This is a genomic window from Dyadobacter crusticola DSM 16708, assembly GCF_000701505.1.
GTDB lineage: Bacteria > Bacteroidota > Bacteroidia > Cytophagales > Spirosomataceae > Dyadobacter > Dyadobacter crusticola.
On sequence record NZ_JNJB01000005.1, the window covers coordinates 23,895 to 47,714 of the forward strand.

The 23,820-nt window shown below is 49.3% G+C and carries 21 protein-coding genes and 1 tRNA gene; 16 read left to right on the plus strand and 6 right to left on the minus strand.

Going from position 1 to position 23,820, the window contains the following annotated elements:
• Positions 1-104: 104 nt before the first annotated feature.
• The 3 genes from Q369_RS0106230 to Q369_RS0106240 all read left to right on the plus strand — a co-directional run bounded on the left by Q369_RS0106230 (position 105) and on the right by Q369_RS0106240 (position 1,087).
• Positions 105-177: transfer RNA gene (locus tag Q369_RS0106230), tRNA-Thr, on the plus strand.
• A gap of 162 nt (positions 178-339) precedes the next feature.
• Positions 340-516, plus strand: a complete 177-nt coding sequence (locus Q369_RS29245; RefSeq protein WP_169739238.1) for a hypothetical protein — start codon at positions 340-342, stop codon at positions 514-516.
• Positions 497-1,087, plus strand: coding sequence for a GNAT family N-acetyltransferase (locus Q369_RS0106240; RefSeq protein WP_031526947.1), 591 nt, complete (start codon positions 497-499; stop codon positions 1,085-1,087). Before Q369_RS29245 ends, Q369_RS0106240 begins: the two co-directional genes overlap by 20 nt.
• Before the next feature lie 71 nt (positions 1,088-1,158).
• Here Q369_RS0106240 and Q369_RS0106245 read toward each other — a convergent pair whose 3' ends face one another.
• Both Q369_RS0106245 and Q369_RS29650 read right to left on the minus strand, forming a co-directional pair.
• Positions 1,159-1,452 (minus strand): hypothetical protein, encoded by a 294-nt coding sequence (locus tag Q369_RS0106245; protein ID WP_031526948.1) that lies wholly within the window; start codon positions 1,450-1,452, stop codon positions 1,159-1,161.
• 194 nt (positions 1,453-1,646) lie between these two features.
• Positions 1,647-1,775, minus strand: a complete 129-nt coding sequence (locus Q369_RS29650; protein ID WP_262485481.1) for a hypothetical protein — start codon at positions 1,773-1,775, stop codon at positions 1,647-1,649.
• Between the two features lie 146 nt (positions 1,776-1,921).
• Here Q369_RS29650 and Q369_RS0106255 point away from each other — a divergent pair, with 146 nt between their 5' ends.
• The 6 genes from Q369_RS0106255 (at position 1,922) to Q369_RS0106280 (ending at position 12,693) form a co-directional block, all read left to right on the plus strand.
• Positions 1,922-4,756: a TonB-dependent receptor gene (locus Q369_RS0106255; RefSeq protein WP_031526949.1), complete on the plus strand. Its 2,835-nt coding sequence runs from the start codon at positions 1,922-1,924 to the stop codon at positions 4,754-4,756.
• A gap of 19 nt (positions 4,757-4,775) precedes the next feature.
• Entirely contained in the window at positions 4,776-5,849 is a 1,074-nt protein-coding gene (locus Q369_RS0106260) for a phytase (RefSeq protein ID WP_031526950.1), read from the plus strand.
• 93 nt (positions 5,850-5,942) lie between these two features.
• Positions 5,943-6,548, plus strand: a complete 606-nt coding sequence (locus Q369_RS0106265; protein WP_031526951.1) for an RNA polymerase sigma factor — start codon at positions 5,943-5,945, stop codon at positions 6,546-6,548.
• A 90-nt stretch (positions 6,549-6,638) separates the two neighbouring features.
• Positions 6,639-7,733, plus strand: a complete 1,095-nt coding sequence (locus Q369_RS0106270; protein ID WP_031526952.1) for a FecR family protein — start codon at positions 6,639-6,641, stop codon at positions 7,731-7,733.
• 35 nt (positions 7,734-7,768) lie between these two features.
• Positions 7,769-11,146: a TonB-dependent receptor gene (locus Q369_RS0106275; protein WP_229206755.1), complete on the plus strand. Its 3,378-nt coding sequence runs from the start codon at positions 7,769-7,771 to the stop codon at positions 11,144-11,146.
• Positions 11,147-11,175: 29 nt separating this feature from the next.
• A complete protein-coding gene (locus tag Q369_RS0106280; protein WP_031526954.1) occupies positions 11,176-12,693 on the plus strand; it encodes a RagB/SusD family nutrient uptake outer membrane protein in 1,518 nt (505 codons plus the stop codon).
• A gap of 82 nt (positions 12,694-12,775) precedes the next feature.
• Here Q369_RS0106280 and Q369_RS0106285 read toward each other — a convergent pair whose 3' ends face one another.
• The gene (locus tag Q369_RS0106285; protein WP_031526955.1) at positions 12,776-13,321 is read right to left on the minus strand and encodes a YciE/YciF ferroxidase family protein; all 546 of its coding nucleotides are present in this window, start codon (positions 13,319-13,321) and stop codon (positions 12,776-12,778) included.
• 188 nt (positions 13,322-13,509) lie between these two features.
• On the opposite strand from Q369_RS0106285, the gene Q369_RS0106290 reads away from it, so the two are divergent.
• Both Q369_RS0106290 and Q369_RS0106295 read left to right on the plus strand, forming a co-directional pair.
• Positions 13,510-14,667 (plus strand): zinc-dependent alcohol dehydrogenase, encoded by a 1,158-nt coding sequence (locus Q369_RS0106290; RefSeq protein ID WP_031526956.1) that lies wholly within the window; start codon positions 13,510-13,512, stop codon positions 14,665-14,667.
• An 8-nt stretch (positions 14,668-14,675) separates the two neighbouring features.
• Positions 14,676-15,158, plus strand: coding sequence for a hypothetical protein (locus Q369_RS0106295; RefSeq protein ID WP_035333100.1), 483 nt, complete (start codon positions 14,676-14,678; stop codon positions 15,156-15,158).
• 83 nt (positions 15,159-15,241) lie between these two features.
• Here Q369_RS0106295 and Q369_RS0106300 read toward each other — a convergent pair whose 3' ends face one another.
• A complete protein-coding gene (locus Q369_RS0106300; RefSeq protein WP_035333102.1) occupies positions 15,242-16,819 on the minus strand; it encodes an FAD-dependent oxidoreductase in 1,578 nt (525 codons plus the stop codon).
• Positions 16,820-16,875: 56 nt separating this feature from the next.
• Complete coding sequence (locus tag Q369_RS0106305; protein WP_229206756.1) at positions 16,876-18,111, minus strand: PQQ-dependent sugar dehydrogenase; 1,236 nt, start codon at positions 18,109-18,111, stop codon at positions 16,876-16,878.
• Positions 18,112-18,279: 168 nt separating this feature from the next.
• Between Q369_RS0106305 and Q369_RS0106310 the strand changes: the two genes are divergently transcribed.
• From Q369_RS0106310 to Q369_RS0106330, 5 genes are all read left to right on the plus strand, one after another.
• Positions 18,280-19,188 carry a LysR substrate-binding domain-containing protein gene (locus Q369_RS0106310; RefSeq protein ID WP_031526960.1) on the plus strand — a complete coding sequence of 303 codons (909 nt, stop codon included), beginning with the start codon at positions 18,280-18,282 and terminating at the stop codon, positions 19,186-19,188.
• Between the two features lie 91 nt (positions 19,189-19,279).
• Positions 19,280-20,281: an NAD(P)/FAD-dependent oxidoreductase gene (locus tag Q369_RS0106315; protein WP_031526961.1), complete on the plus strand. Its 1,002-nt coding sequence runs from the start codon at positions 19,280-19,282 to the stop codon at positions 20,279-20,281.
• The gene (locus Q369_RS0106320) at positions 20,271-20,603 is read left to right on the plus strand and encodes a 2Fe-2S iron-sulfur cluster-binding protein (protein ID WP_229206757.1); all 333 of its coding nucleotides are present in this window, start codon (positions 20,271-20,273) and stop codon (positions 20,601-20,603) included. Before Q369_RS0106315 ends, Q369_RS0106320 begins: the two co-directional genes overlap by 11 nt.
• A 154-nt stretch (positions 20,604-20,757) precedes the next feature.
• Entirely contained in the window at positions 20,758-21,048 is a 291-nt protein-coding gene (locus tag Q369_RS0106325; RefSeq protein WP_031526963.1) for a putative quinol monooxygenase, read from the plus strand.
• 47 nt (positions 21,049-21,095) lie between these two features.
• Positions 21,096-21,608, plus strand: coding sequence for a DinB family protein (locus tag Q369_RS0106330; RefSeq protein ID WP_157488074.1), 513 nt, complete (start codon positions 21,096-21,098; stop codon positions 21,606-21,608).
• 6 nt (positions 21,609-21,614) lie between these two features.
• Here the strand turns inward: Q369_RS0106330 and Q369_RS0106335 are convergent, their stop codons facing one another.
• Positions 21,615-23,813 carry a polysaccharide lyase family 8 super-sandwich domain-containing protein gene (locus Q369_RS0106335; protein WP_051663944.1) on the minus strand — a complete coding sequence of 733 codons (2,199 nt, stop codon included), beginning with the start codon at positions 23,811-23,813 and terminating at the stop codon, positions 21,615-21,617.
• Positions 23,814-23,820: the final 7 nt, after the last annotated feature.

Here is a 23,820-nt window from a genome sequence, read left to right on the forward strand (position 1 = left end):
AAAAGTTTAGAAAAAAATAACGCAAAATGTTGCTTTATATAGTCTACAAGCCTACTTTTGCACCATGATAACGGAACAAACACCGACATCATAAAATAAAAAAGGCCTCCATAGCTCAGCTGGTAGAGCAACTGACTTGTAATCAGTAGGTCGTTGGTTCGATCCCGACTGGGGGCTCTTGAAAATTCAAAGCACTTAACAATCTGTTAAGTGCTTTTTTGTTTTAATTAAATAAGTTGGTAGTCTCAATTAATTAGCCCAGCCTCAATCGATTTCTTTTTTGTATCTTGTTGTGGAAATTGTTATTCGTAACATTTTAGAGGTTTTAACTGACAGATTATGAAATATACAGGCAATACAATATCAAAGCCAGTTGTCGGTAAAGAAGCGAAAACGTTACTTAAAGCCGTCAACTCCGGTAGTCACGTTGCATCCGATCAAGGTAGAGTGACAGCAAAGAAGATTGCAGAAAAGATATTTCAACAGCAGAAAAAAAATGGTGCAATCAAGATTTGACGGAATTGACTTTTCTGAAGCTGTTGTTAAAGAATTAAACCCTGACCTGGATAATCTAGGCCAGGGTTTTAAATGTATAAGAAATGACTTTGCAACTTATATTAAGGGGCGTAAAATCCGGAATGAATGTAAAGCCTTAACAAGCAGGTGCTGGGTAATTGAGCATGATGAGAAAATCGCAGCATACATTACCCTTATGGCTGATAAGTTAATGACCGAATTGCCGCTGTTAAAAAATGAAGGCGTGGGATATATCACCTTTCCAGCAATAAAAATTGGCTGGCTTGCATCCGACAAGCGTGCAAAAGGTGCAGGCACTAGGCTTTTAGAGTGGGCTTTGGAATATGTTACTACTGACCTCATTAATCGAGTAGGTATTAGATTTATTACAGTTGATGCACTGTATGACCCTGATACAGGCTATGACATTTCTGGGTATTATGAAAGGTTTGGCTTTAAATATGTAAATCCTGAGGAAGTTATTCCACCTCCATGCAATTTCCGGACTATGTACTATGACATAAAGGCTGTACTTGACGAGCTGGAAGCTTTGCACGCTGCTAAGGATTAGCATTATTAATAATTAAATAAGCAAACTCAATAAAATCTACATTCCAGATTCTTGCGCCAGGCAATAATTCTTCATAGCAATTGCCACAAGTAAAGCAACCCGAACAACACCTGAACAATCACAATAGCAAAGCACCTGCCTCGCGGCGTTCGTACAGTCGAAAGGAAAATCGCCAAGGACAGCAAGGTGACAACTGCTGCTACAATAGAGAGCGTTCGCGGATCTACCCCGCCTAGGAAACGACTGAAATACGTTTTGCGCCTCGAAATGTCCGGATATGCGTAGCATGCAAGGCCCCAAGCTGCTGTGAAATAAACATTGAAGAGCAGCGAAGCAGTGAGAAGTACGCGTGCAACCTTTTTCATGTCCAGGTATTTGCATGACAGTTACAGGAAGATACGCACCTGTCGGGACATAAAAAAGCAACCGCCTTGAAAAACGGTTGCTCACTACATACCAATCCGCCGACTACTTCACGCGCTTGCCGATCGCCTCAAAGTTGTAGATGAACCTTTCAGATTATCTTCATCGATCTTCGCCAAATCAATTGATAACTCCCCTACTTCGGCAGTTTCGAAATAGATTGCGATCCGGTCTGCGCTTTCCCCGGTTTTGTGATCGGACGCTTGGCGGCGGCAGTGTCAGTTGCATTGGAAAGCTCGCCGGTAAGTTTTACATCTTTACGCACCAGATCCGTTAAGAATTTGACATCACCTTACATCTATCGTTTTTCGCACGGATGAAAGAAACACATCGGTAATAATTTGGCAACATTAAGTTAATGCAGCCGCAACATTCCCCGCGGATCTTTGTCGATCAATCAAACGAGGAATTATGCCTGTATTTAATTTTACAAAACTCACCTTCCTTATTGCCCTCTTCTTCACGCTGCAATACGAAGCAGTCGCTCAGAAAGGCCTTATTACCGGAACTATCATGGACGCTCAAAAGCTGTCACTTCCGGGAGCAACGCTGAGAATTACACCAGGAAATCAATATACCATTTCGGATGTTCGGGGAAAATTTGAATTCCTGAATGTGCAGCCCGGCACCTACAAGCTGGAAGCCACCTATATGGGATACCGGACTTTTCAACAGGAGATCGCCGTGGAGAATGGCAAAGTTACGGCTGCCGAGCTGATCATGCAGGAAGGCGGACTGGATATGAATGAAGTGGTAGTGCTCGGCGATCGGCTGAAAGGTCAAGCCAAAGCACTGAACCAGCAACGCAATAATGAGAATATCACCAATATCATTTCCTCCGATCAGGTGGGCCGCTTTCCGGATGCTAACATTGGTGATGCATTGAAGCGTGTACCCGGCATTACCATGCAAAACGACCAGGGCGAAGCGCGGAACATCATTATACGCGGTCTGGCACCTGAACTGAACTCCGTCACGATGAACGGCGACCGCATTCCATCTGCCGAAGGCGATAATCGCCGCGTGCAAATGGACCTGATCCCTTCTGATATGATCTCCACGATCGAAGTTAACAAGACACTCACGCCCGACCTGGATGCGGATGCAATTGGCGGCTCGGTTAACCTGGTCACACGCGCGGCCCCGAATGGACAGCGCATTTCTGCGACATTGTCGGGCGGCTATAACCCGATCCGCGGCAAAGCACTGTATACAGGCGGCTTTGTTTACGCCAACCGTTTTGCCAAAAACGCGATTGGAATGGTATTAAGCGGCTCTTACAATAACAATAACTACGGATCCGATAACGTAGAGGCTTCCTGGAAGCAGGACGATTTTGGTAATGTTTACGTCAACGAAAGCCAGATCCGCAAGTATGATGTGCAGCGGATCCGTCGCAGTCTTTCTGCCTCTTTTGACTTCAAACTAAGCCAAAACCACACCATTACTGCCAACGCCATGTACAACTGGCGCTACGATCGCGAGAACAGGTACCGCCTGAGTATTGATGACATCGAGCCGATCTACGATGAAGCGAACAATATTACCGGGTATGAAGGCCGCGTGGGCAGGCAAACCAAAGGTGGGATCGAGAATAGCCTCAACAAGGGAACCCGCCTGGAAGACCAGCGCGTGCAGAACTACTCAGTCAAAGGTGAGCATTTGCTGGGGCCGAAAGTGGACATGGATTGGAGCGTAAGCTACTCCACTGCCAGTGAAGACAGGCCAAACGAACGCTACATCAACTTCCGCGAAGGTGGCAATGCGCTGGTATTCAATGGCGACAGCCGGGCTCCGCTCTTTACGGCACCGGATCTGGACCAGGGATCATTGGGGCTGAACGAGATTTCCGAAAATCACGATTTTACAAAAGAATCTGAGTTGGGAGCAAAAGTGAATTTCCGCTTTCCATTCTCCATTGTGGCTGACCAGAAAGGCCGGCTGAAAGTGGGCGGAAGATTGCGCGTCAAGAACAAAGAGCGCAACAATGTATTTTACGAATACTCACCCGTGAGCGAAGATATGATCAGTACTCTTGGAAGTACGGGCACGGTAAACTGGGCTGGGAACAATTTTCAAGCCGGCTCACATCTGGTACCCGGGGTTTTCACGAGTAAAAACTATCTGGGAACCCTCGACCTTACCAATGCCGGCCAGTTTGAGCAGGAGGCAGTTGCAAGCGAGTTTTTAGGAGCCAATTATAATGCAAAAGAAAACATTGTTGCAGGATATGTGAGATGGGATCAGGACTTTACCGATAAGCTTTCCATGATCCTGGGAGCGCGTCTCGAAAATACTTCCATTGACTACACAGGTAACCTGATCACCGACGAAGAGGAGCTTACTGGTACGCGCACCGTGAAAAACGATTACCTGAATGTAATGCCATCGGTTTCCTTTAAGCTAAAAGCGACCGAAGACCTGATCCTCCGTGCAGCAGTAACTACTGCATTGGCCCGCCCCAACTACTATGCGCTGGCTCCCTATATCAGCATAATTCCCGGCGACCGCGAGATCACTGCCGGTAATCCGAATCTGAAAGCAACTTACTCCTGGAATTTCGATTTCATGGCCGAGAACTACTTCCGTTCTGTGGGCTTGTTTTCAGCAGGTGCTTTTTACAAGAACCTGAAAAATTTCATTTACACTTACCGGAATCAGCAATATACCACAGCGAGCTTCGCAGCAGATTTTCCAGGCGAGGTTAACCCGATAGGGGCTGGTGAGACCTGGGATTTTTACCAGTCAAGAAATGGGGAAAGCGTGAATGTATTCGGGATTGAAGCTGCATTTCAGCGCCAGCTGGATTTCCTTCCAGGTTTTTGGAAATACTTCGGAGTCTACGCCAATTATACCTATACCAAATCTTTTGCGAATGGTGTATACAATGAAGATGGCGACGTGAGGACTGGCGTAACTTTGCCGGGAACTGCACCTCACATGTTCAATGCATCGCTTTCCTGGGAAAACAGGAAGTTCTCGGCACGTTTGTCTGCCAACTACACTGCTGCTTACCTGGACGAACTCGGAGGCAATGAATTTGATGATATCTATTACGACAAGCAGTTTTTCCTCGATGCCAATGCAGCCTACAAAATCACCAAAACCCTCCGCGTTTTCGCAGAAGCAAACAACCTGACCAACCAGCCGCTGCGTTACTACCAGAGCATTTCTTCCCGGACAGTGCAGGCAGAGTACTACCGCCCGCGCTTCAACATGGGACTGAAATTCGATTTAACCAGATAGTAACGCTTAAAACACCTTCATGAAAGTTATATTTCTTCCAATATATTTTACGTCAATAATCATCCTGGCTTCGTGCAGCAGCAAGCCGAATGAACAAACTGCATCTGCTGATCGTGTTCAGATTGATACTACCAAAGCGATCCAGCCAGTTATCGTTACCGATTCTGTCAAGCACGATACCGACGATCCGGCGATCTGGATCAATCCTGCCGACCCGGCGAAAAGCCTGGTGCTCGGTACCGACAAGAATGAAGACGGCGCGCTGTATGTATTCGACCTGAATGGAAAAATGATTGCTGATAAAGTGGTCCGCAATCTTCAAAGACCTAATAACGTTGACGTCGCTTACGGACTTAAAATCAATGGGAAACTGACTGACATTGCGGTACTTACCGAGCGCAAAGCCAACAAAATCCGCGTATTCAGCCTGCCTGACCTGAAACCGATCGACAATGGAGGAATTGAAGTGTTTGCAGGAGAAACCGAACGCGACCCAATGGGGATTTCGCTGTACACGCGGCCGGCTGACAAAGCTATTTTCGCGATCGTAAGCAGAAAATCTGGCCCTGTGGACGGTTATCTCTGGCAATACGAGCTCTCTGGTGATCCGAAAGGAAATGTGAATGGCAAGGTTGTTCGAAAATTTGGTAAATACAGTGGCAAGAAAGAAATAGAATCTGTCGCCGTAGATAACGAGCTGGGGTATATCTACTATTCCGACGAGCAAGTGGGCGTACGCAAATATTACGCGCACCCGGACAGCAGCAGTACCGAGCTGGCATTGATCCCGAATACAGGTTTTGCAGAGGACAATGAAGGTATTTCGATCTACAAAACGGGTGATAAAACGGGCTATCTGCTTGTGTCCGACCAGGGCGCCGACCGGTTCCACATTTTCAGCCGCGAAGGTTCAAAAGAAAACCCGCATTTTCATAAGCCGCTCAGGATTATAAAGGTAGCAGCCCACAAGAGCGACGGTTCCGACGTAACCAGTAAAGCATTGAATGCGACTTTCTCAAAAGGATTATTCGTAGTAATGTCAGAAGGAAAGGTTTTCCACTACTATCGCTGGGAAGATATTATCGGAAAGTGATAAAACTTATACAAGAATAACGGGTACTTTCCAAAGCCCGAAGTCTTTTGATTGGAACCGCTGCATACCCGGCGGTTCCAATCAAAGCTTTGGATGAAAACGTTCAACGTCGGTTCACTTTCAGAGAACGAGATCACGCAGTACTGGCAAGCTGCATTGGCCGGCGACCGGGCTTCGTTCCAGAAGCTGCTCGAAGGGACTTACGATCTAATGTACCAATACGGTCAGAAATTCACCCGGGACCCGGAACTCGTAAAAGATGCGATACAGGACGTTTTCCTGGGAATTCTCGAAAAAAGGGCAACTGTAAATGCCAGCATTCCCCCCAAACCCTATCTGCTCGCCTCCCTGCGCAGGCGCCTCCACCGCCTCGGTCAGCGCGGCAACTGGCTGCTTGACAGCGGAGTGGATCACGGATTTGATTTCGATATAGAGTTCAGTTCTGAGTACTACTTCATCATTTCCGAAGAAAACCGGCATTTGGCGCAGCAAATCACTTCGCTCATGAATGCGCTTCCGGCGAGGCAAAAAGAAGTGATATACCTGCGATTTTTCCAGGACCTCGACCGGGACGAGATCGCCGGTATCATGCACATACGCCCGCAGTCAGTGTCCAACCTGCTTCAATCTGCATTTAAGTGGCTTCGCGAACAATGGAAGCCCGCCATATCCGTATTCCTCGCATTATTATTCCAATAATTTTTTTGAAAAAATTCGAAATAAACCCAAGTTAAGACAGTATCTGCCCAGTCCTCGTGTCTAATGGTATTTGAAAGGTCAAATCCGGACATGAAAGAATACCAAAATTTCTCGGCAGAAGATTTCTTGTGGGACGATGCATTCAGGCGGTGGGTATTGCAGCCCAGCCCGCAAGATCACGCTCGATGGGAAAGCTGGCTGGCCGACAACCCGCAAAAAGCGGAGACGGTGAACCGGGCGCGTGAGCTGGTCAAATCAATCGGCCCCACTCCCGCTCACTTGTCGGAAGCTGATAAAAACAGGGCGATTTCAACCATCCTCAATCATTTTGATGAATATCCCGAGACCCGGTCTGCAAAAAAGCAGTTATGGTTTTCGGCAACCTTCTGGTTCCGTGCGGCTTGTATTTGCCTGCTAACCATCGGTTTTGTTTGGTTTTTCAGTAAAAATCAAAACAGACAGGCAGATGAAAACATGTTTGCAGAAGCGGGCTTACGGACAGTTGCAAACACCGGCGATGCAACTTTGCGCGTCAAGCTCTTTGATGGCAGTGTGGTATACCTCTCGCCCGACAGCAAACTCAGTTATCCCGATCATTTTTCATCAACCAAAAGAACAGTGCACCTCAGTGGCGGCGCATTCTTCGAAGTAGCCCGGCAGCCAGGCCGTCCATTCTATGTTTTTGCCGGAAAGCTCGTTACCAAAGTACTGGGTACCAGCTTCCACGTCAGGTCATTCGACGGCGAGCGCAATGCCGTTGTTTCAGTAAAAACGGGCCGCGTAGCCGTATTTGCCAGAGAAAAGAACCTCCGCCCGGGCGATGAAGTAAGCGAGCAAGGGGGCGTGGTCATCGAACCTAACCAGCAGATCGTACTGGCACATGAAAGTGTGAAAATGACCAAAACCCTCGTCGCCGACCCCGAGCTGGTTATTGCGCCTGACGAGGTTATCAACTTTAATTTCAATGATTCCCCAGTTTCTGACATCTTCAAAACCCTGCAAAAAGCCTATGGTATAGACATCATTTTCGATGAAAAAACAATGAAACATTGCCCGGTAACCGCCACGCTCACCGACCTGTCCCTGTACGAACAACTCGATTTGATATGCAACGCAGTAAGCGCCAGCTATGAGGTGATCGACGGGCGGATTGTTGTAGACGGGAAAGGTTGCGGGGAAATGTGAAAGACAATTCTAAACACTTAATCAATTCAGTAAGTATGAACAAAATGGTACAATCCCCGCATTGCCTCTTGCTGCTGCGGATCAGTCTGTTACAAATCTGCCTCGCCATGTGCTTTTTCAGCCAAGCGATCGCCAGTCCCGCAGGCGCACAGGAGCTGCTTGGCAGAAAGATCACCGTGAACGTAAACGCGGAAGAGCTTAGCCAGGCATTGAAAAAGATCGAAAAGCAGGCAGACGTACGTTTCGTATTCAGCTCGAAGCTGATACAGGCTAGCCGGAAAATATCCTTCTCGGCAGAAGCAAAGCCGCTTTCTGAGGTACTCAGCGGCATTCTGACACCGCAAGGTCTGGTGTATGAAGTGAAGGGAAAGAATATTGTCGTAAAACCGGGTGAGAAAACCGGCGAAGCAAGCAGCATGAATATTACTGCGCCGCAGCAGCCTGGCGCAGCGGAAATCACGATCAAAGGAAGAGTCACCGACGCTCAAAACTCCGAGCCGCTTCCCGGCGTGAACATCCTCGTCAAAGGAACACAGGTGGGAACATCCTCAGATGCCGACGGAAATTACTCCATTCAGGTACCCGACGGAAATGCGACTTTGGTATTCAGTTTTGTGGGTTATACCTCGCATGAAGCAGTGGTAGGCAGCCAGACGCAGATCAATGTCAGTCTGAAAACAGACAACAAATCGCTGGAAGAGATCGTGGTGGTAGGTTATGGAACGGTGAAGAAAAGTGACGTGACCGGCTCGGTATCATCTGTGAAAGCAGAGGAAATTACGGCATATCCGGCATTGGGCACAGTGCAGGCTTTGCAGGGCCGCGCGGCCGGGGTGCAGATCCAGGCCAACAATGGCGAACCCGGTTCTACATTTAAAGTACGTGTGAGAGGCAGCAGCTCCATTAATGCAAGCAGCGATCCCATTTATGTGGTTGACGGGTTTGTTGGCGGCGCCATACCGCCTCCCGAGGATATCGAATCCATTGAAATCCTGAAAGATGCATCTGCGACAGCTATCTATGGTTCGCGTGGTGCAAACGGGGTGATAATGGTCACTACTAAAAAGGGTGTTTCAGGTAAACCTAAAATTGACTTCAACACCTCGTTTTCGTCCCAAACAGAGATCAACCGTCTCGACCTCCTGAATGCATCCCAGTTCCTCAGCTACGTACAGGAGGCCCGGCCCAATGTAGTAACACAAGGGGCAGATACCGATTGGCAGGACCAGATTTTCAGAAAAGGCGGTATTCAGAATTACCAGCTTTCCATTGCCGGTGGCGGGGATAATGTAAAATACTACGTTTCAGGCGCGCTTTACGACCACAAAGGGATCATTATCAATTCGGGCTACAACCGCTTTTCGGTGACCAGTAACATTGATATACAAGCCGCAAAAAGACTGAAACTGGGGCTGAACCTCTTTGCGCAGCGTGTCTCGCGCGATCAGTCCAAAACACAGGAAGGATCTTCGGGATTAACGCCGGGCGTAGTAGCTTCCGCATTCAAGTTTGAGCCCGACCAGCCGATCCGTGACGCGAACGGAAGGTTTACAGTAGCTAGATTGAATGACCCGATCGACAATCCTTACGCCATTGCCACGCAGCTGGAAAACCAGTCACTTACCGATCGCATTCAGGGCAACCTCTACGCGGAATACAGCATTCTGGACGACCTGAAATTACGGGTAACACTGGGCGCGACTACCAACAGCGGCCGAGCGGGCACTTACCTGCCAGGTACATTGAACGACGGGCGCAACATCGGCGGCCGCGCGACAGTAACAGGAACCAAAAGCACATTGCTTCTGAATGAAAACTACTTGTTATACAACAAGAAGATCGGCACCAACCACGACCTGTCGGTGATGGCGGGCTACTCCTATCAAACCTCTTCCAGCGAGCGCTGGGGCGGTACCGGACAGTCATTTATAACAGACGCAGTTTCATTCTGGAACCTCGGCGGATCTTCCGTTTGGCAGAGTCCGACTTCCGAACTGATCGAATGGCAGCTTGCTTCTCTTTACGGAAGGATTACTTACTCGCTCGCGGATAGGTATCTTTTCACAGCCAACATCCGCCGCGACGGTTCATCGAATTTCAGCAAAAACAATAAATGGGCGATGTTTCCTTCTGGAGCATTTGCCTGGAAAATGTCGAGCGAACCCTTCATGCAAAACATGCGGGCGATCAGCCAATGGAAATGGCGCGTAAGTTATGGATTAACCGGAAACCAGGCGATTACACCATATCAGACTATGGCGCGGTTCTCGAATGTGTACACGGTGATCAATGGTGTGGCAGTCAATGCCGTTCGCCCCACTACCGTAGCTAACGACGATCTTACCTGGGAAACAACCAAGCAATTTGACATCGGCACCGACGTGAGCCTGTTCAACAACCGGATCAATCTGGTGCTAGACTACTACCGCCGGGTTACAAGCGACCTGCTATTCAGCGTGCCGCTGCCGCAGTATTCGGGTTATACCAACCAGCTGCAAAACATCGGCTCTGTTGAGAATAAAGGTTTTGAAATCACCTTTAACTCACGCAACCTGATCGGGGATTTCAAATGGAGCACAGATCTTAACTTTTCGATCAACCGCAATAAAGTGCTGAAACTGCCCAATGGGACAGATATTTTCTACAACTCTGCGCCGGGTCACATGGTAGGTCTGGGTCAAACGCAGATACTGCGCGAAGGTCAGCCGGTGGGCAGTTTCTACGGCTGGCTTTACAACGGGGTTTATCAGCAAAATGACAGTTTCATTCCCGGTGGCGGCTTTGAAGTGGCAGCAGGCGGCGAGAAATTCAGGGATATTGATGGTAAAAAAGATGCGAATGGAAAGCTCACAGGCGAACCTGACGGAATGCTCAACAGCGACGACCGCACCATCATCGGAAATCCGCACCCGAAATTTACCTGGGGCCTCAACAACGATTTCAGCTGGAAAGGATTTGACATGAATGTATTCTTCCAGGCTTCGCAGGGCAATGATCTGCTGAGCTACACATTAATGGAGCTGAACCTGCTTTCGGGTATCAACAATGCAACCACAGAAGCATTGAACCGGTGGACACCAGAGAATACTAACACCAATGTACCCAAAGCAATGGCGGGCCGCACGCGCCGGGTTTCAACGCGCTGGGTGTACGACGGAAGCTTCGTCCGCCTGAAAAACCTGGCGTTAGGTTATAATTTACCAAAACCGGTACTGGAAAAGTTGAGGATCAGCAAGCTGCGGTTTTACGTAAGTGCACAGAACATTCTCACTTTTACCAAATACAAAGGCTACGATCCCGAGGTTAACTATTCTTCCGAAGGCGACACCGACGGGAACAGAAACCTGGGTCTTGACTACGCCAGCTATCCCAATGCGAAATCCTACACAGTGGGCCTGAACATCGGTTTATAGTTTTTTGCCAATCCTAAAAAAAGCATTTTATGAAAATATACATGAAAAAGCTGGCCATTCTGGCGCTTCCTGCCCTGCTGCTGAATTGCGCTGATCTGTCCGAAAAGCCAGTCGGACTGCTGGCTCCGGAGGCATTGTTCAAAACTCCGAAAGACGTCGAAACAGCCATTTCAGGCGCTTACGGCTGGATCGCCTCCGAGCGGCTTTACGGCCGGCAATTCGTGTCAGCGCTGTCGTTGCGCGATGATATGTGCGATATCGGCGACCGTGGCACGCCCGCTGAAAGGCAGCAGGTCAATGACTTCAATATGGACGACAACAACAACATGGTCAACCAGTTCTGGCCATATTGGTACCAGGTAATCAGCGCGACGAATGCGGCTATCGCGGGTGCCCAGCAGCTGGGATTACCTGAGGCAGAAATCAATCCACTGGTCGCAGAGGCGCGGTTCGTACGTGCATTTTCCTATTTTCACCTGGTTCGCGTGTTCGGAGATGTGCCTTACATTGATTTCTTTATTACCAATCCGGCTGCCGTAAAGCAGTTGACGCGCACACCCGCAGCAACGGTTTACGCCGGTATCCTGGCTGATTTCGAGTTTGCCAAACAGAACCTGCCTGATCAGCAGCCTGCCAATGTGCGCAGTCGCCCCACAAAGGGAACTGCTGCTGCTTACCTCGCCTCCGTGCATCTTACATTGCAGGATTATGCCAAAGCGTACGCGGAAGCAAAGTGGGTAATCGATAATAAAGACAAATTTGGATACGCACTGGAAGAAGATTTTCAGACACTTTTCCGTGCACCCCAGGCAAATAACCTGAAAGAGCACATATTTGCCATTGATTTCCTAGGATTACAGTCGGGCGATGGTGGGGCGAATGATGATATTATGGCGCCGATGACGGGAGTACGTGGAGGCGATGCCCCAAGAAGTGGCTGGAGTGTTATCGTACCATCCCAAAAAGTGTTCGATACTTGGGACCCGCACGACTACCGGAAAGAGGTTAGCTTCGATGATTCGCTCCTGGTGGGCGGTAAATTGGTACCATATACCCAGTTTGCAAATACCAAAAGACCACACATTGCCAAGTATGCCCGTTTTGCAGGTACCTCCAATGCAGAAGGCCGCGATTCCGACCACAACTATTCGGCAATGCGGTACGCGGAAATCCTGCTGATCGCGGCGGAAGCAGCGGCGGAAGTGAATGGACCTACTGCCGAGGCAATCGGGTATGTCAACGAAGTGCGCGCCAGGGCACGCAACTGGGCTGGCAAGCCTTCCGCCTTTCCGGCAAATGTGGCACCAGGACTCAGCAAGCAGGCTTTTATCGATCTCGTACTGGAAGAACGTCGGCTTGAACTCGCATTTGAGTACAAAAGGTGGTACGATATCCAGCGCCGGAAGCTGGGTGATGTGGTATTTAAAGGTGCCAATTCACTTGAACCGCATCCCAATTTCAGTGCGGCACGAGACTATCTGATGCCGATACCCCGTGTGGAGCTACAGGTAAACCCCAACCTGGCACCGCAAAATCCGGGATACTGACATTTAGTACTTATATGCAAAAAAGCGAAGCTGGCCTAATGTGGCCAGCTTCGCTTTTTTGTATTCAAATGAATATTGCTTCTTATTCAGCAGAAGCTTGCTCGTTCACATAGCTTTCTGCAAGTTCGGTAAGGATGTGATCTGTTTCACCTTCCTGATCCAGCGTTTGTTGCAAAAGAGTTGCTGCATCTTCGAAGCCCAGCGTTCTTGCGATGTTACGGAGCGTACCGTAAGATGCGATTTCGTAGTGCTCTACTTTTTGTGCTGCCATGATCAAGCCGCAGTCACGCACCATTGTGCCTTTTTCTGTGCTCTCGATGATTTCGTTAGCCTCTTCAATCAAGCCTTCCATTGCAGCACATTTTTTAGCCTGTGCCTTTTCGCCGATGATTTCAAATACCTGTTCAACAGTCTTGATTTGCTCTTCGGTTTGTGTGGTATGCAGCTCGAATGCAGATTTAAGCTCTTCTGAAGTTGCGTTCTTAGCCAGTTTCACCAATGCTTTCGCAAGGTTTTTCTCTGCCCAATAGATATCTTTCAGGCCGTCTACGAACAATTCTTTCAATTTTTCACCATCTGCTTCGGTGATCTGCTTGCTTGCTTTCGATGCACTTTTCTTGGTTGCCATCTTGGTTGTGGTTTTAGTTGTGGTATTCAATATCGTTGTCGCCCCATTTAAAAAAGTCGTTCCAGCCCGTGGCGCACTCCCAACGGCTCACCGGTGGCATATTAATACCCGAGGGCGCGCTGGAATAGTTTTTTAAGTACCCGGCCGTTTCACATGTTCAACATCATCAACCAATTAACGGTAAAACTATGTTAGCAATGAATTATAGAGGCCCGTACCGGGTCAGAGCTGATCGCAGTAAACCGATGCCCAAAATTGAGCATTCCGGTGACGCGATCGTTCGGGTTACACGCTCCTGTATCTGCGGGTCCGACCTTCACTTGTACCATGGGCTCGTGCCTGACACCCGGGTAGGAACCACATTTGGTCACGAGTTCATCGGGGTTGTAGAAGAGATCGGCGATTCAGTTCAAAACCTGAAAGTGGGCGACAACGTGCTGGTTCCATTCAACATTGCTTGCGGTAAATGCGTGTTCTGTGAGCAGGGACTTTTTGGTAACTGTCACGAGTCAAACCCGGAAGCTACTGCTGTGGGCGGGATCTTCGGATATTCACACACTGCCGGCGGTTTCGATGGCGGACAGGCAGAATACGTGCGTGTACCTTACGCTGACGTAGGCCCGATGATCATTCCTGACGATATGGACCATGACGACGCAGTATTATTGACTGACGTATTCCCAACCGGCTACCAGGCTGCTGAAATGGGCGGGATCAAGCCCGGGGATACAGTAGTTGTGTTTGGTGCGGGACCTGTGGGAATCATGGCGGCGAAATCAGCCTGGCTCTTCGGCGCGGGAAGGGTAATCGTGATAGACCACCTGGAATACCGGCTCGAATTCGTGAAAAACTATGCGCAATGCGAAGTGTACAACTTCCGCTCGCTGGGAGATGTAGTATTGTTTCTTAAGAAAACAACCGACTGGATGGGCGCAGATGTTTGTATCGATGCCGTGGGCTGCGAAGCTGCAGGGGACGCCATGCAGACCATTACCGGACGTAAGCTGATGCTGCAATCCGGCTCTGCTACGGCACTGCATTGGGCGATCAATTCCGTTAAAAAAGGAGGTATCGTATCTATCGTCGGTGTGTACGGACCAACCGGAAACCTGATCCCGATCGGAAACGTGGTGAACAAGGGGATCACAATCCGCGCCAACCAGGCTTCTGTGAAAAGGCTGCTACCTAAGCTGATCGAGCACATTCAGTCAGGCAGGGTTAGTCCGAAAGACATTATCACCCACCGCATTCCGCTGGAAGAAGTTTCGGATGCTTACCACATTTTTTCAGCCAAACTGGACAATTGCATTAAGCCAATCCTTATACCACCATCAGCAAGAAAATAATTAGCAATATGAAAAAGACAGCACAAGATTATAGTCACATTAATGGTTGGGGAATTGATTCCGATCCGCTGGACGTGCCGGCTTACCCAATGAAAAGAAGGACTGAAAATGATAACAAAGGCATGATCTGGGAGCGGCCGCCACAGCAGCCGGAACTTGTGGAGGTGCTACATTCCAACGAGCGCCCCGGGCTCACTGCCGTGTTCGGAACACCCAATCCGCCGAAAGGTTTAAGCGGCAAAATCCGCCGTTATGCATTCACTTTCAGCGAATCGATGATCAGGCACTGGCTGTTGCTGCTCCTGGCCGACCGCGTCAATATGATCGAGGGCATACACGAGGATATCAACAAGGGACATTTCCCCGACGTATTCTCAGAGCTCGGCGGTAAGTCAGAGTTGAAATACAATAAAGTGGGATTCACACGGAAAATCGCTTTGGGAGCTGGGATTGCAGTACTTGCAATCGCATTCCTGCGTACGCGCCGGTAGTTGCCTGCTTACATTTGGTTCTATATAAAAAGACCCGCTTGCGGCAAATGCTACAGGCGGGTCTTTTTATTTGCTCTTCTCAATTAAACCTCGCTTTGTGACCCGATCGGGACTTGTTCCAGATCAAGGCGGGTCGGGCCTGTGAGCACCTGCCCGTGCGCATTGAAGCGCCCGCCGTGGCAGGGACAATCCCAGCTTTTCTCAGATCCATTCCACTTTACGATACAGCCCGTGTGAGTACAAACGGGATCAAGTGCATGCACCTGTCCTTTGGAGTCCTTGTAAATCGCCAGCTTTTGACCATCATACTCCACGATATCACCGGAATCGATTGCGAGCTGCGCCACAGAGTCGATCTTGTCGATGCCGATACGGTCTGCGACAAAGCGGTTTGCTACGTCGGCATTTTCTTTAATAAATTCGGTAAATCCGGCAATCGGCTTAATCCTGCCCGGATCGAAAAGATCTTTAAACTCGCTGTCCCCGCGCATGATCAGATCGCTTACTACGATCGCCGCCACAGTGCCCAGAATGATCCCGTTCCCGTTGTATCCCGTCGCTGCGTAAATGCCCTTCGATGCACCAGGTAAGTGCCCGATGTAAGGAAGCCCGTCAGTAGGCACATAAAACTGCGCCGACCATTTGGAAGATACTTCCGCCACCTCGTAGCAGGATTTGGTGAAGTTAATGAGATCTTCAAAAGACTGCTCCGGATCCCCGTGACCTGTTTTGTGGTCGTGCCCGCCAACTATCAGGTATTTCTGTCCGTCCACCTCATGAGTTCTGAAGTAGTGATATGGATCTTTCAAATCATAGACGAGCGCATCCGGATAAGCATCGTCCCGAAGCGTTGCGGCGATTACGTAGCTGCGGTAAGGCGCATTACGGAAGTGCAGCAAATTCACTCCGCCCGGCGGAATGTGCGTCGCGTAAAAAACCGCATTTGCCTTGATCTCCTTGTCAGGCGACTTCGCAGTATGTACCTCATCTTCGGTGGAAATTTCTTCTATCCGTGTGTTTTCCAGCACTACCCCGCCCAGCGATACAAACTCCCTTTGCAGCGCCAGAATGTATTTTAATGGATGAAATTGGGCCTGGTGGTCGTATTCGAGCGCTTTCAGGTATGGCTGCGGCGCAGGTGCATTTTGGGTAACTTCCACCTGCACGCCAGCGCGTAAGGTGCTTTCCAGCATATCGTCCAGCTCTTTTACCTCATCTTCTGTTTGCGCATATACATAAGCCTTCTTGCGCTCATATTCGCACTCGATCTCATACTTGTCTACCAGCTCAGTAATCAGGCTCACGGACTGTGATATCGATTTGGCAAACTGTTTCGAAGCTTCCTCGCTGAATGCGCTCTCGACTTCGGCATAAGTGCTATCCGCAAACGTATTGATGTGTGCAGTAGTACCGCCGGTGGTACCGTAACCTGCGTGATGCGCGTCGGCAATAATGCATTTACGTCCGGCGCGCTGCAGCAGCAATGCGGCGGTAATTCCCGTAATGCCCGCTCCCACGATTAATGCGTCGTAGACGAAAGAGGGATCAAAAGTGCCATTCTGGTTCCCCAGATGCATATTTCTTTGCCATAAACTTACATTGTGCCCGTCCCGGGTTACAGCGCGCTCACTTCCGAAATGCTGGTTTTGTTGATTTTCCATTTGAATACAGTCGTGTTTGGTGTTAATTCAAAGTGGCGTTCAGTCGCTACTTTGTTTTATTTATAAGATACCCTGTAAACTACCCCGTTCGTATCGTCGGAGAAGAGCAGGGATCCGTCTTTGTGAATGGTTACGCCCACAAGCCGGCCGAAATGTGCGCGGTTGTTGTTGACGATGAAGCCAGTCACAAAATCATCGAAGCGTACAGGTTTGCCGTTTTCAAAATGCATTCGAACTATCTTGTACCCCACCGGAGAACTTCTGTTCCACGATCCGCGCATTGCTACGAAAGCATCGTTCTTGTACTCCCCCGGAAACATGGCACCAGTATAAAATGCCATTCCCATCGGGGCCGAATGTGCCTGGTAGGTCATCGCAGGCAAGGTGGTTTTGGCGAGATACTGCTTGTAAGTAGTGTCGCCCTGCGGCCTGTCGCCCGGGTTGTATTTGCCTTCTCCATAAATGTAAGGCCAGCCATAATCTGCGCCCTGCTTGATCAGGTTAACTTCCTCTTTTTGCTCATCATCGCCCAGCCAGTCGATTCCATGGTCCATTCCCCAGAGTTCGCTGGTTTCAGGATGCCAGCCAAAACCGATCGTATTTCTCAAACCTTTGGCAAAAATCTTCCGGTTAGACCCGTCTTCATCAGCGCGGAGAATAGTCGCATTTTCAGGATTAGGTTCCGGGCAGGAATTACAAGTACTGCCCACCGTGAGGTACATTTTATTGTCGGGACCGAATGCAATCGTACGGTTGGGGTGCTGACCGCCGTCGGGAAGATCATTGATCAGCATTGTAGGCTGGCCAAGTGTCCCGTCAGCGTTAATATCAGCTACATACACTTCCTTCACAGCCACCATATACATTTTTCCATTATGAACAGAAAGGCCGTGCACCTGCTTGATGTTCGCTACCGTTTTCTTGTCATCGGCAGTCCCGTCATTGTTTGCATCAGTAAGCATGATCACAATCCCTGCTTCCCGGTCGGTAGCATAGACGTGGCCATTGTGCGCAATCAGGATCCTCGGCTTACCCAGCCCCTCGGCAAACTTGTTGATCGTAAAACCGGCCGGTACTCTCAGTTGTGCCACGTTTGCGTCTGTCGGCTTTTGAACTGCCGGGTAAAACACATAACCTTCGATCTGGGTAGAAGTTGGTTCTTCATCTGTTTCCGGAATAAAAGCATCCCAGAAATTATCGTCTTCTTTGCAACCAAAAACGAGCGTGCCGCAAACCGCCATTAATACCGGAGCTCTCCGCAACGTTTTCCAAAAGCCATAATGGTTTTTCATGATAGGTGATCTTTAGTTTTGATGAATTTTTGTGTTCAATGAAGAAAGGAAGAATGCGACGGCTAAAAAGCTGTGCCAGGATGCGTATAGTAATCCGGTCCAGTGAAGCTGAACCTACTGTTATTTAAATCTGCCAGGGGCTGCGGCCGGTACTATTAAAATTGAAATATGATTGCATTGAAAACCGTGGACTACCGGCTATTGGTAGTGTATACCGTCGGACAGAAGCTCAGCTTCACCAAAGCCGCGCTGGAACTGAACATCACCCAGCCCGCCGTGACCAAGCACGTGCGCGAAATGGAGCAGCAGCTGAATTGCCGCCTTTTTACCAGGAATGGCAACACGATCGGGCTTACTACAGAAGGCGCATTGTTTCTCAGGTACGCGGGGAAAATCATTCAGCTTTCGCGTGAAATGGAATCTGAAATCGCGCAGGTGGCGCATGCGCATGGCGGCGCGATCCGCATCGGAGCGAGCACGACTGTCGCGCAGACGATACTTCCTAAGCTGCTGGCGCTCTTCAAGAAAAGCTACCCGAACCTTTCTTTCACATTCATCCAGGGCAACACCGACCTTATAACCAAACACATACTGGACGAGACAGTCGATATCGCGATCGTGGAAGGCGCAGGTTTTCATGCGCAGATCAGCTACACACCCTTCGTGAAAGACGAGATCGTGCTTGTTACACAAACCAAAGGCAAGTATGCCAAATGGGGCGAGATCAGTCTGAAACAGCTGGCAAGCATTCCCCTGGTACTCCGGGAGGCTGGCTCCGGAACTTTGGACGTGCTCCGGAAAGCGCTGACAAAAGCAGGTCTCGCGTTCAGTGATCTCACGATTGAGATCGAGCTCGAAAGCAGTATTGCGATCAAGCAGTACCTGCTGCATTCACAAACAGCCGCGTTCCTGTCCGTCCAGTCGGTGGTAAATGAGCTGAAATACAACGAGCTGACGATCCTGGACATCAAAGGCCTGGAAATTTACCGCGATTTTCAGTTTATACATCTTCATGGAAAAACGTCGGCACTCAGTGAGCTTTTCATGCGTTTTTGCAAAAGTCATTATAACATCTAGTTATATAGAATAACAAATCTTCATTGGCCTTTGGCAGTGGAATGTGGCAGTTTTGCATTGGACTAACCAATGCACATTTAGCCATTATAAAATGATCACCACTGACATATGTATTATCGGATCGGGGCCGGTTGGCCTGTTCGCTGTTTTTGAAGCAGGTTTGTTAAAAATGCGCTGCCACCTCGTGGACGCGCTCCCGCAGGTGGGCGGCCAGCTCTCAGAAATTTATCCGCAAAAACCTATATACGATATTCCCGGCTTCCCGTCCATTCAGGCGCAGCAGCTGGTAGATAACCTGATGGAGCAGATTGCCCCATTTAAGCCGGGGTTTACCCTGGGCGAGCGCGTCGACTCTGTAAGCAAGCTGGAAAACGGTTTTCTGGTGCAAACACACGACGATACCAGCATTCTTTGCAAGGTAGTTGTAATTGCCGGCGGGCTGGGCTGTTTTGAGCCGCGAAAACCTGTGATCAATGGATTAGAGCAGTTTGAAGGAAAGGGGATTTCCTATTTCGTCAAAAACCCAGAAACCTTCCGTAACCGCAAGGTGGTACTTTCCGGCGGCGGCGATTCGGCATTGGACTGGGCAATCTTCCTGGCTCCCATTGCATCTGAACTGACGTTGGTACATCGCGGAGAAACCTTTCGCGGTGCTCCGGACTCCGCCGAAAAAGTAGTAGAAATGGCGCACCAGGGACAGCTCCGCCTCTTGTTGGAAGCACAGATCACCGAAGTAGCGGGCAACGGGCACTTGCAGTCCCTGACCGTTTCCACCAAACAAAACGGCCTATTCAACCTCGAAGCCGACCACCTTATCCCGCTTTTCGGATTGACACCAAAGCTGGGCCCGATCGCCGACTGGGGACTGGCGCTCGACAAATCCGCCATTGAAGTGAATGTCGACGATTATTCCACCTCCATTCCCGGGATATTCGCAATCGGTGATATCAATACATATACGGGAAAACTGAAATTGATTTTATCGGGATTTCATGAAGCAGCTTTAATGGCGCAAAGTGCCTTTAAATACGTGTATCCCGAACAAAAACTGAGCTTTAAGTACACAACTGTAAACGGCGTCAATGCATTTTGAAATGATAGAGCTGACAGTAATTGATCGCCAGGGGCAGGAGAAAGCGCTGCAACTGGTGGAAGCCGAAGAGGCTAACCTCATGGAAACACTGAAAAACCATGACTATGAAATGCGCGCAACCTGCGGCGGGCTCGCGCTTTGTGCCGACTGCCATTGCCTGATCCTGAAAGGACAAGATCAGCTTCCCGAACCGCAGGACGAAGAGTTGATGACGCTGGAAACACGCCCCGACGCGCAAAATAACAGCCGCCTGGCGTGTCAACTCAAAGTCAGTAATGAGCTGCACGGCGTGTTATTGCAGCTCACGAATTATGCTAATTGAGCAAAGTGAGCAGCAAGGCGCGGCTTTAATGAGTTGTATCTGAGCGACCTGGAAGTCGTACTCACAAGCAAGTGAGTATTTGGCAGCGAAAATACTTTTCAGAATGATAATCACAGGATATATTGGCACAAGGTTAAACTAACAATTCGAACATATGTCAATGTATCTAACAGCGATAATCAAGAGCAAACCGGAGTTTACAGCGGAGGTAAAGGAGATTCTCGAAAAAATGGCGATCGAAACCAGGAAAGAGCCTGCATGCGTGCTTTACGATCTGCATCAGGGGATCGACGATGAAAACGTGTTTGTTTTTTACGAGATATGGGAGAACCAGGCTGGTCTCGACAACCATAATCAACAACATTATATCAAAGAATTTGTGAGCCGCGCGGATACCTTGCTAAGCGAAATGCCGACACTTCACCTGATGCGGAAAGTTGACTAGCAAGCCTTGAAGCTGTACTTGTAGAACCATTCAATTTTTACAAAACCGTGGAGCTGGACAGATACAAACAACTCTTAGATTACAATGTGTGGGCAAACAGAAGATTAATGGCCCAGATGAAAGAACTCCCGCCAAGTGAATTCCATCTGGAACTCGGCGGGAGTTTTCCTTCTTTGCGACTGACCGTGATACACCTGCTCGAAGCGGACTGGCTCTGGCTTCACCGGTGGGATAATCAGCCACTTGCAGCAGTCCCAACAGACTGGGATACCTCCACCGCAGCAAGTGTCGATCGGATCTGGACTACTATCCAGGAGCAAATTGCCGCAGTTTACAACAATCGACTTGCCGGACACATGGATACCATTCTGCATTTCAATACGAAGCGGGGCGATCCTTACAGTATGCCGCTTTGGCAAACGCTTCATCACGTTGTCAACCACGCTACCTACCATCGCGGGCAGCTTTCCAATATGATCCGTACTTTGGGCTACAAGCCGGTGGGAACGGATTTGTTTTTGTTTTATGATGAAGAAAACCGGCGGACTGATCAGCAGTAATCCCCTTTATTTGAAATTCTGAGTTACACTCTGTCCCGCCATTCCTTCGGCGGGCAGTTTGAAGTTCAGCAGCGTACTTCCTTTCGAATTTCCTTTGCTTACTTTAACAAGATCTGAACTCACACTGAGCGTTTTACTTACTTCCAGTTCAAGTGAACTCAACTTTTCAGTAGGGTCAGAAACAGTGATCTGCTTCACTGAATTCCCATTTGCTTTCACCATCACCATGCACGGATCTTTTGCTGTAATCGTGAGCTGATCGTCAATTTTTTGTGTACCCGGTTTGTAAAACACCATTTGTGTGATACCCAAGCCCTGGTGCTGTACCGCCTGGATTTCGGGGCTGTTCGCGAGAATGCGCACAGGCAGCTGCTCTCTGTAAGCGGCGATCTGTGCTGCATTCATGCCAGGAACAACAATGTACTCGTAGCTGCTGCCCGCGGGTTTGCTGCCGTGGTCCAGCCACAGCTTGAATACCTCCTGCTTCACCTCCTCGTCGGTAGCCCATGAATGGTGATTGATCTGCCACCAGCTACCTTTTTGAGTTACATTGCTCACATTCAGCTTCGTCGGTTTGGTAAAAAGGTAAGCTACGCCATCGTGCTCGACCCAGTCTGCCGCTTCCAGCTGATGCTCGCCGGTTTTTAAAACAGCTGTTTGTTTGTTCGCGCTCACAGTTACTTTGCCGGTTAGCAAACATTGGTTCAAAGTCGTAGCAACCGGGTGTTCTGCGTCCGAGGTAATGCCCGCGCCCAGACTGACAAACTCCTTATCAAAGAAAAACCAGGCCTTTTTAGCTTTCAATGGATCATGTACGCTGGCGAAGTCGAATGAGGCGGCGCCATAACGTTGATCGGCGACGCCGCCTGTAAAGTCATTCAGCCCGGGTTTGGCAAGTTCTTTCCAATGCGCTACATCAGGCTTTTGAACTACTGTGGCACCCGGTATTTTTTGCCAGTCCCATACCGGAAAAATGCCGTCGAATTCCTTGCCAGTCTGGGAGATAAAGTTGCTTCCGTCGCCGTAATGGTGGTTTTTCAATCCCTCCTCATTGTGCGGCTGCTCCATATTCGCGGCGCGTTTGCTATGCATGCGCACTGACACATAATAGTCGGGACGCTGGTGGGTGTAGTAATGCGAGTGCCAGAAGTAACGATCGCGCGTCAGGTTGGGCTTCACCTCTCCTTTTCTGATCCTGACAATATTTTCAAGCTCTCCTTTTCGGTAAGAAGTGGCCAGAAGCAGGTTTTCAGCCAGCTCCGGACCGGCGGGCTTCAATGCACCTTTCCGGCTAATTCCGCGGTTTTCGGCTCCGGGATCCGGGTACCTTCCGTAAATGTGGGACTGACAAATCCCATCCAGAAAGTAGTCGACCAGCAGCTTCATCGGTTCGTCGGGCAGGCTGTATTTCGTGCCTGCTGTTTTCACGGCCCAGTAAGCGAATGCATTTGCGTAACCTGTACCGTAAGCCAGTGTGGAGATTACATTGTCAGTCCGGTGATGAAAGCTCAGATCGGGCTTCAATCCCCGGCCGGTGGACACCTTGATCTCCGAAACAATCACTTTCATTACACTGGCCAGTACCTCGGGATTTCTTTGGAAAAGCGCCTGCTTGGCGCGCATTCCTGCAATCTGGATCAGGTCGCCGCCTGGCCGCGCTCCGGAAGCTTCCAGGTTAGCCCGGCCGGCTATTCTTACTCCCTCTTTCTTTTGGTTTTCGGTTAAATCCTCATCCATTACCAGCAAAATACTGATCATCAGATTAGGAGTCCCCATTTCATTCCACCACCAGTTTTCACATATAAAATCGTTGGCAAACCAGTAATCAAGCGCATTTGCAACTGCCTTCTTCACTTCCGGTTTACCGCTAAATGGAGAACCTGGCTTCTTGAATGCACGCGCCAGTTCCAGCGTATTGTTGAGGTGCACGCTATGTTCAAAGCCCGTGCGGGATACGTCGGTGTAGTTGATCCCGGGCCAGGTACCATCTTGTTTTTGAGTTTTGACAAGATCCCCAACCTTTGCCGCAATTACCTCAGGTTTAAGCAGGTCGGCTATCACGCGTGCTCTGATCTTTTCAAGATCTGCATCGGGCTCACCTGCACCTGCCTCGACTGGAATGGCCACGTTTTCACCGGGCTTACGCAACTGCTGCGCGGTAGCAAGCTGCGTCAGGATAACAAAAAGTATGAACAGCTTTTTCATAAGGTTC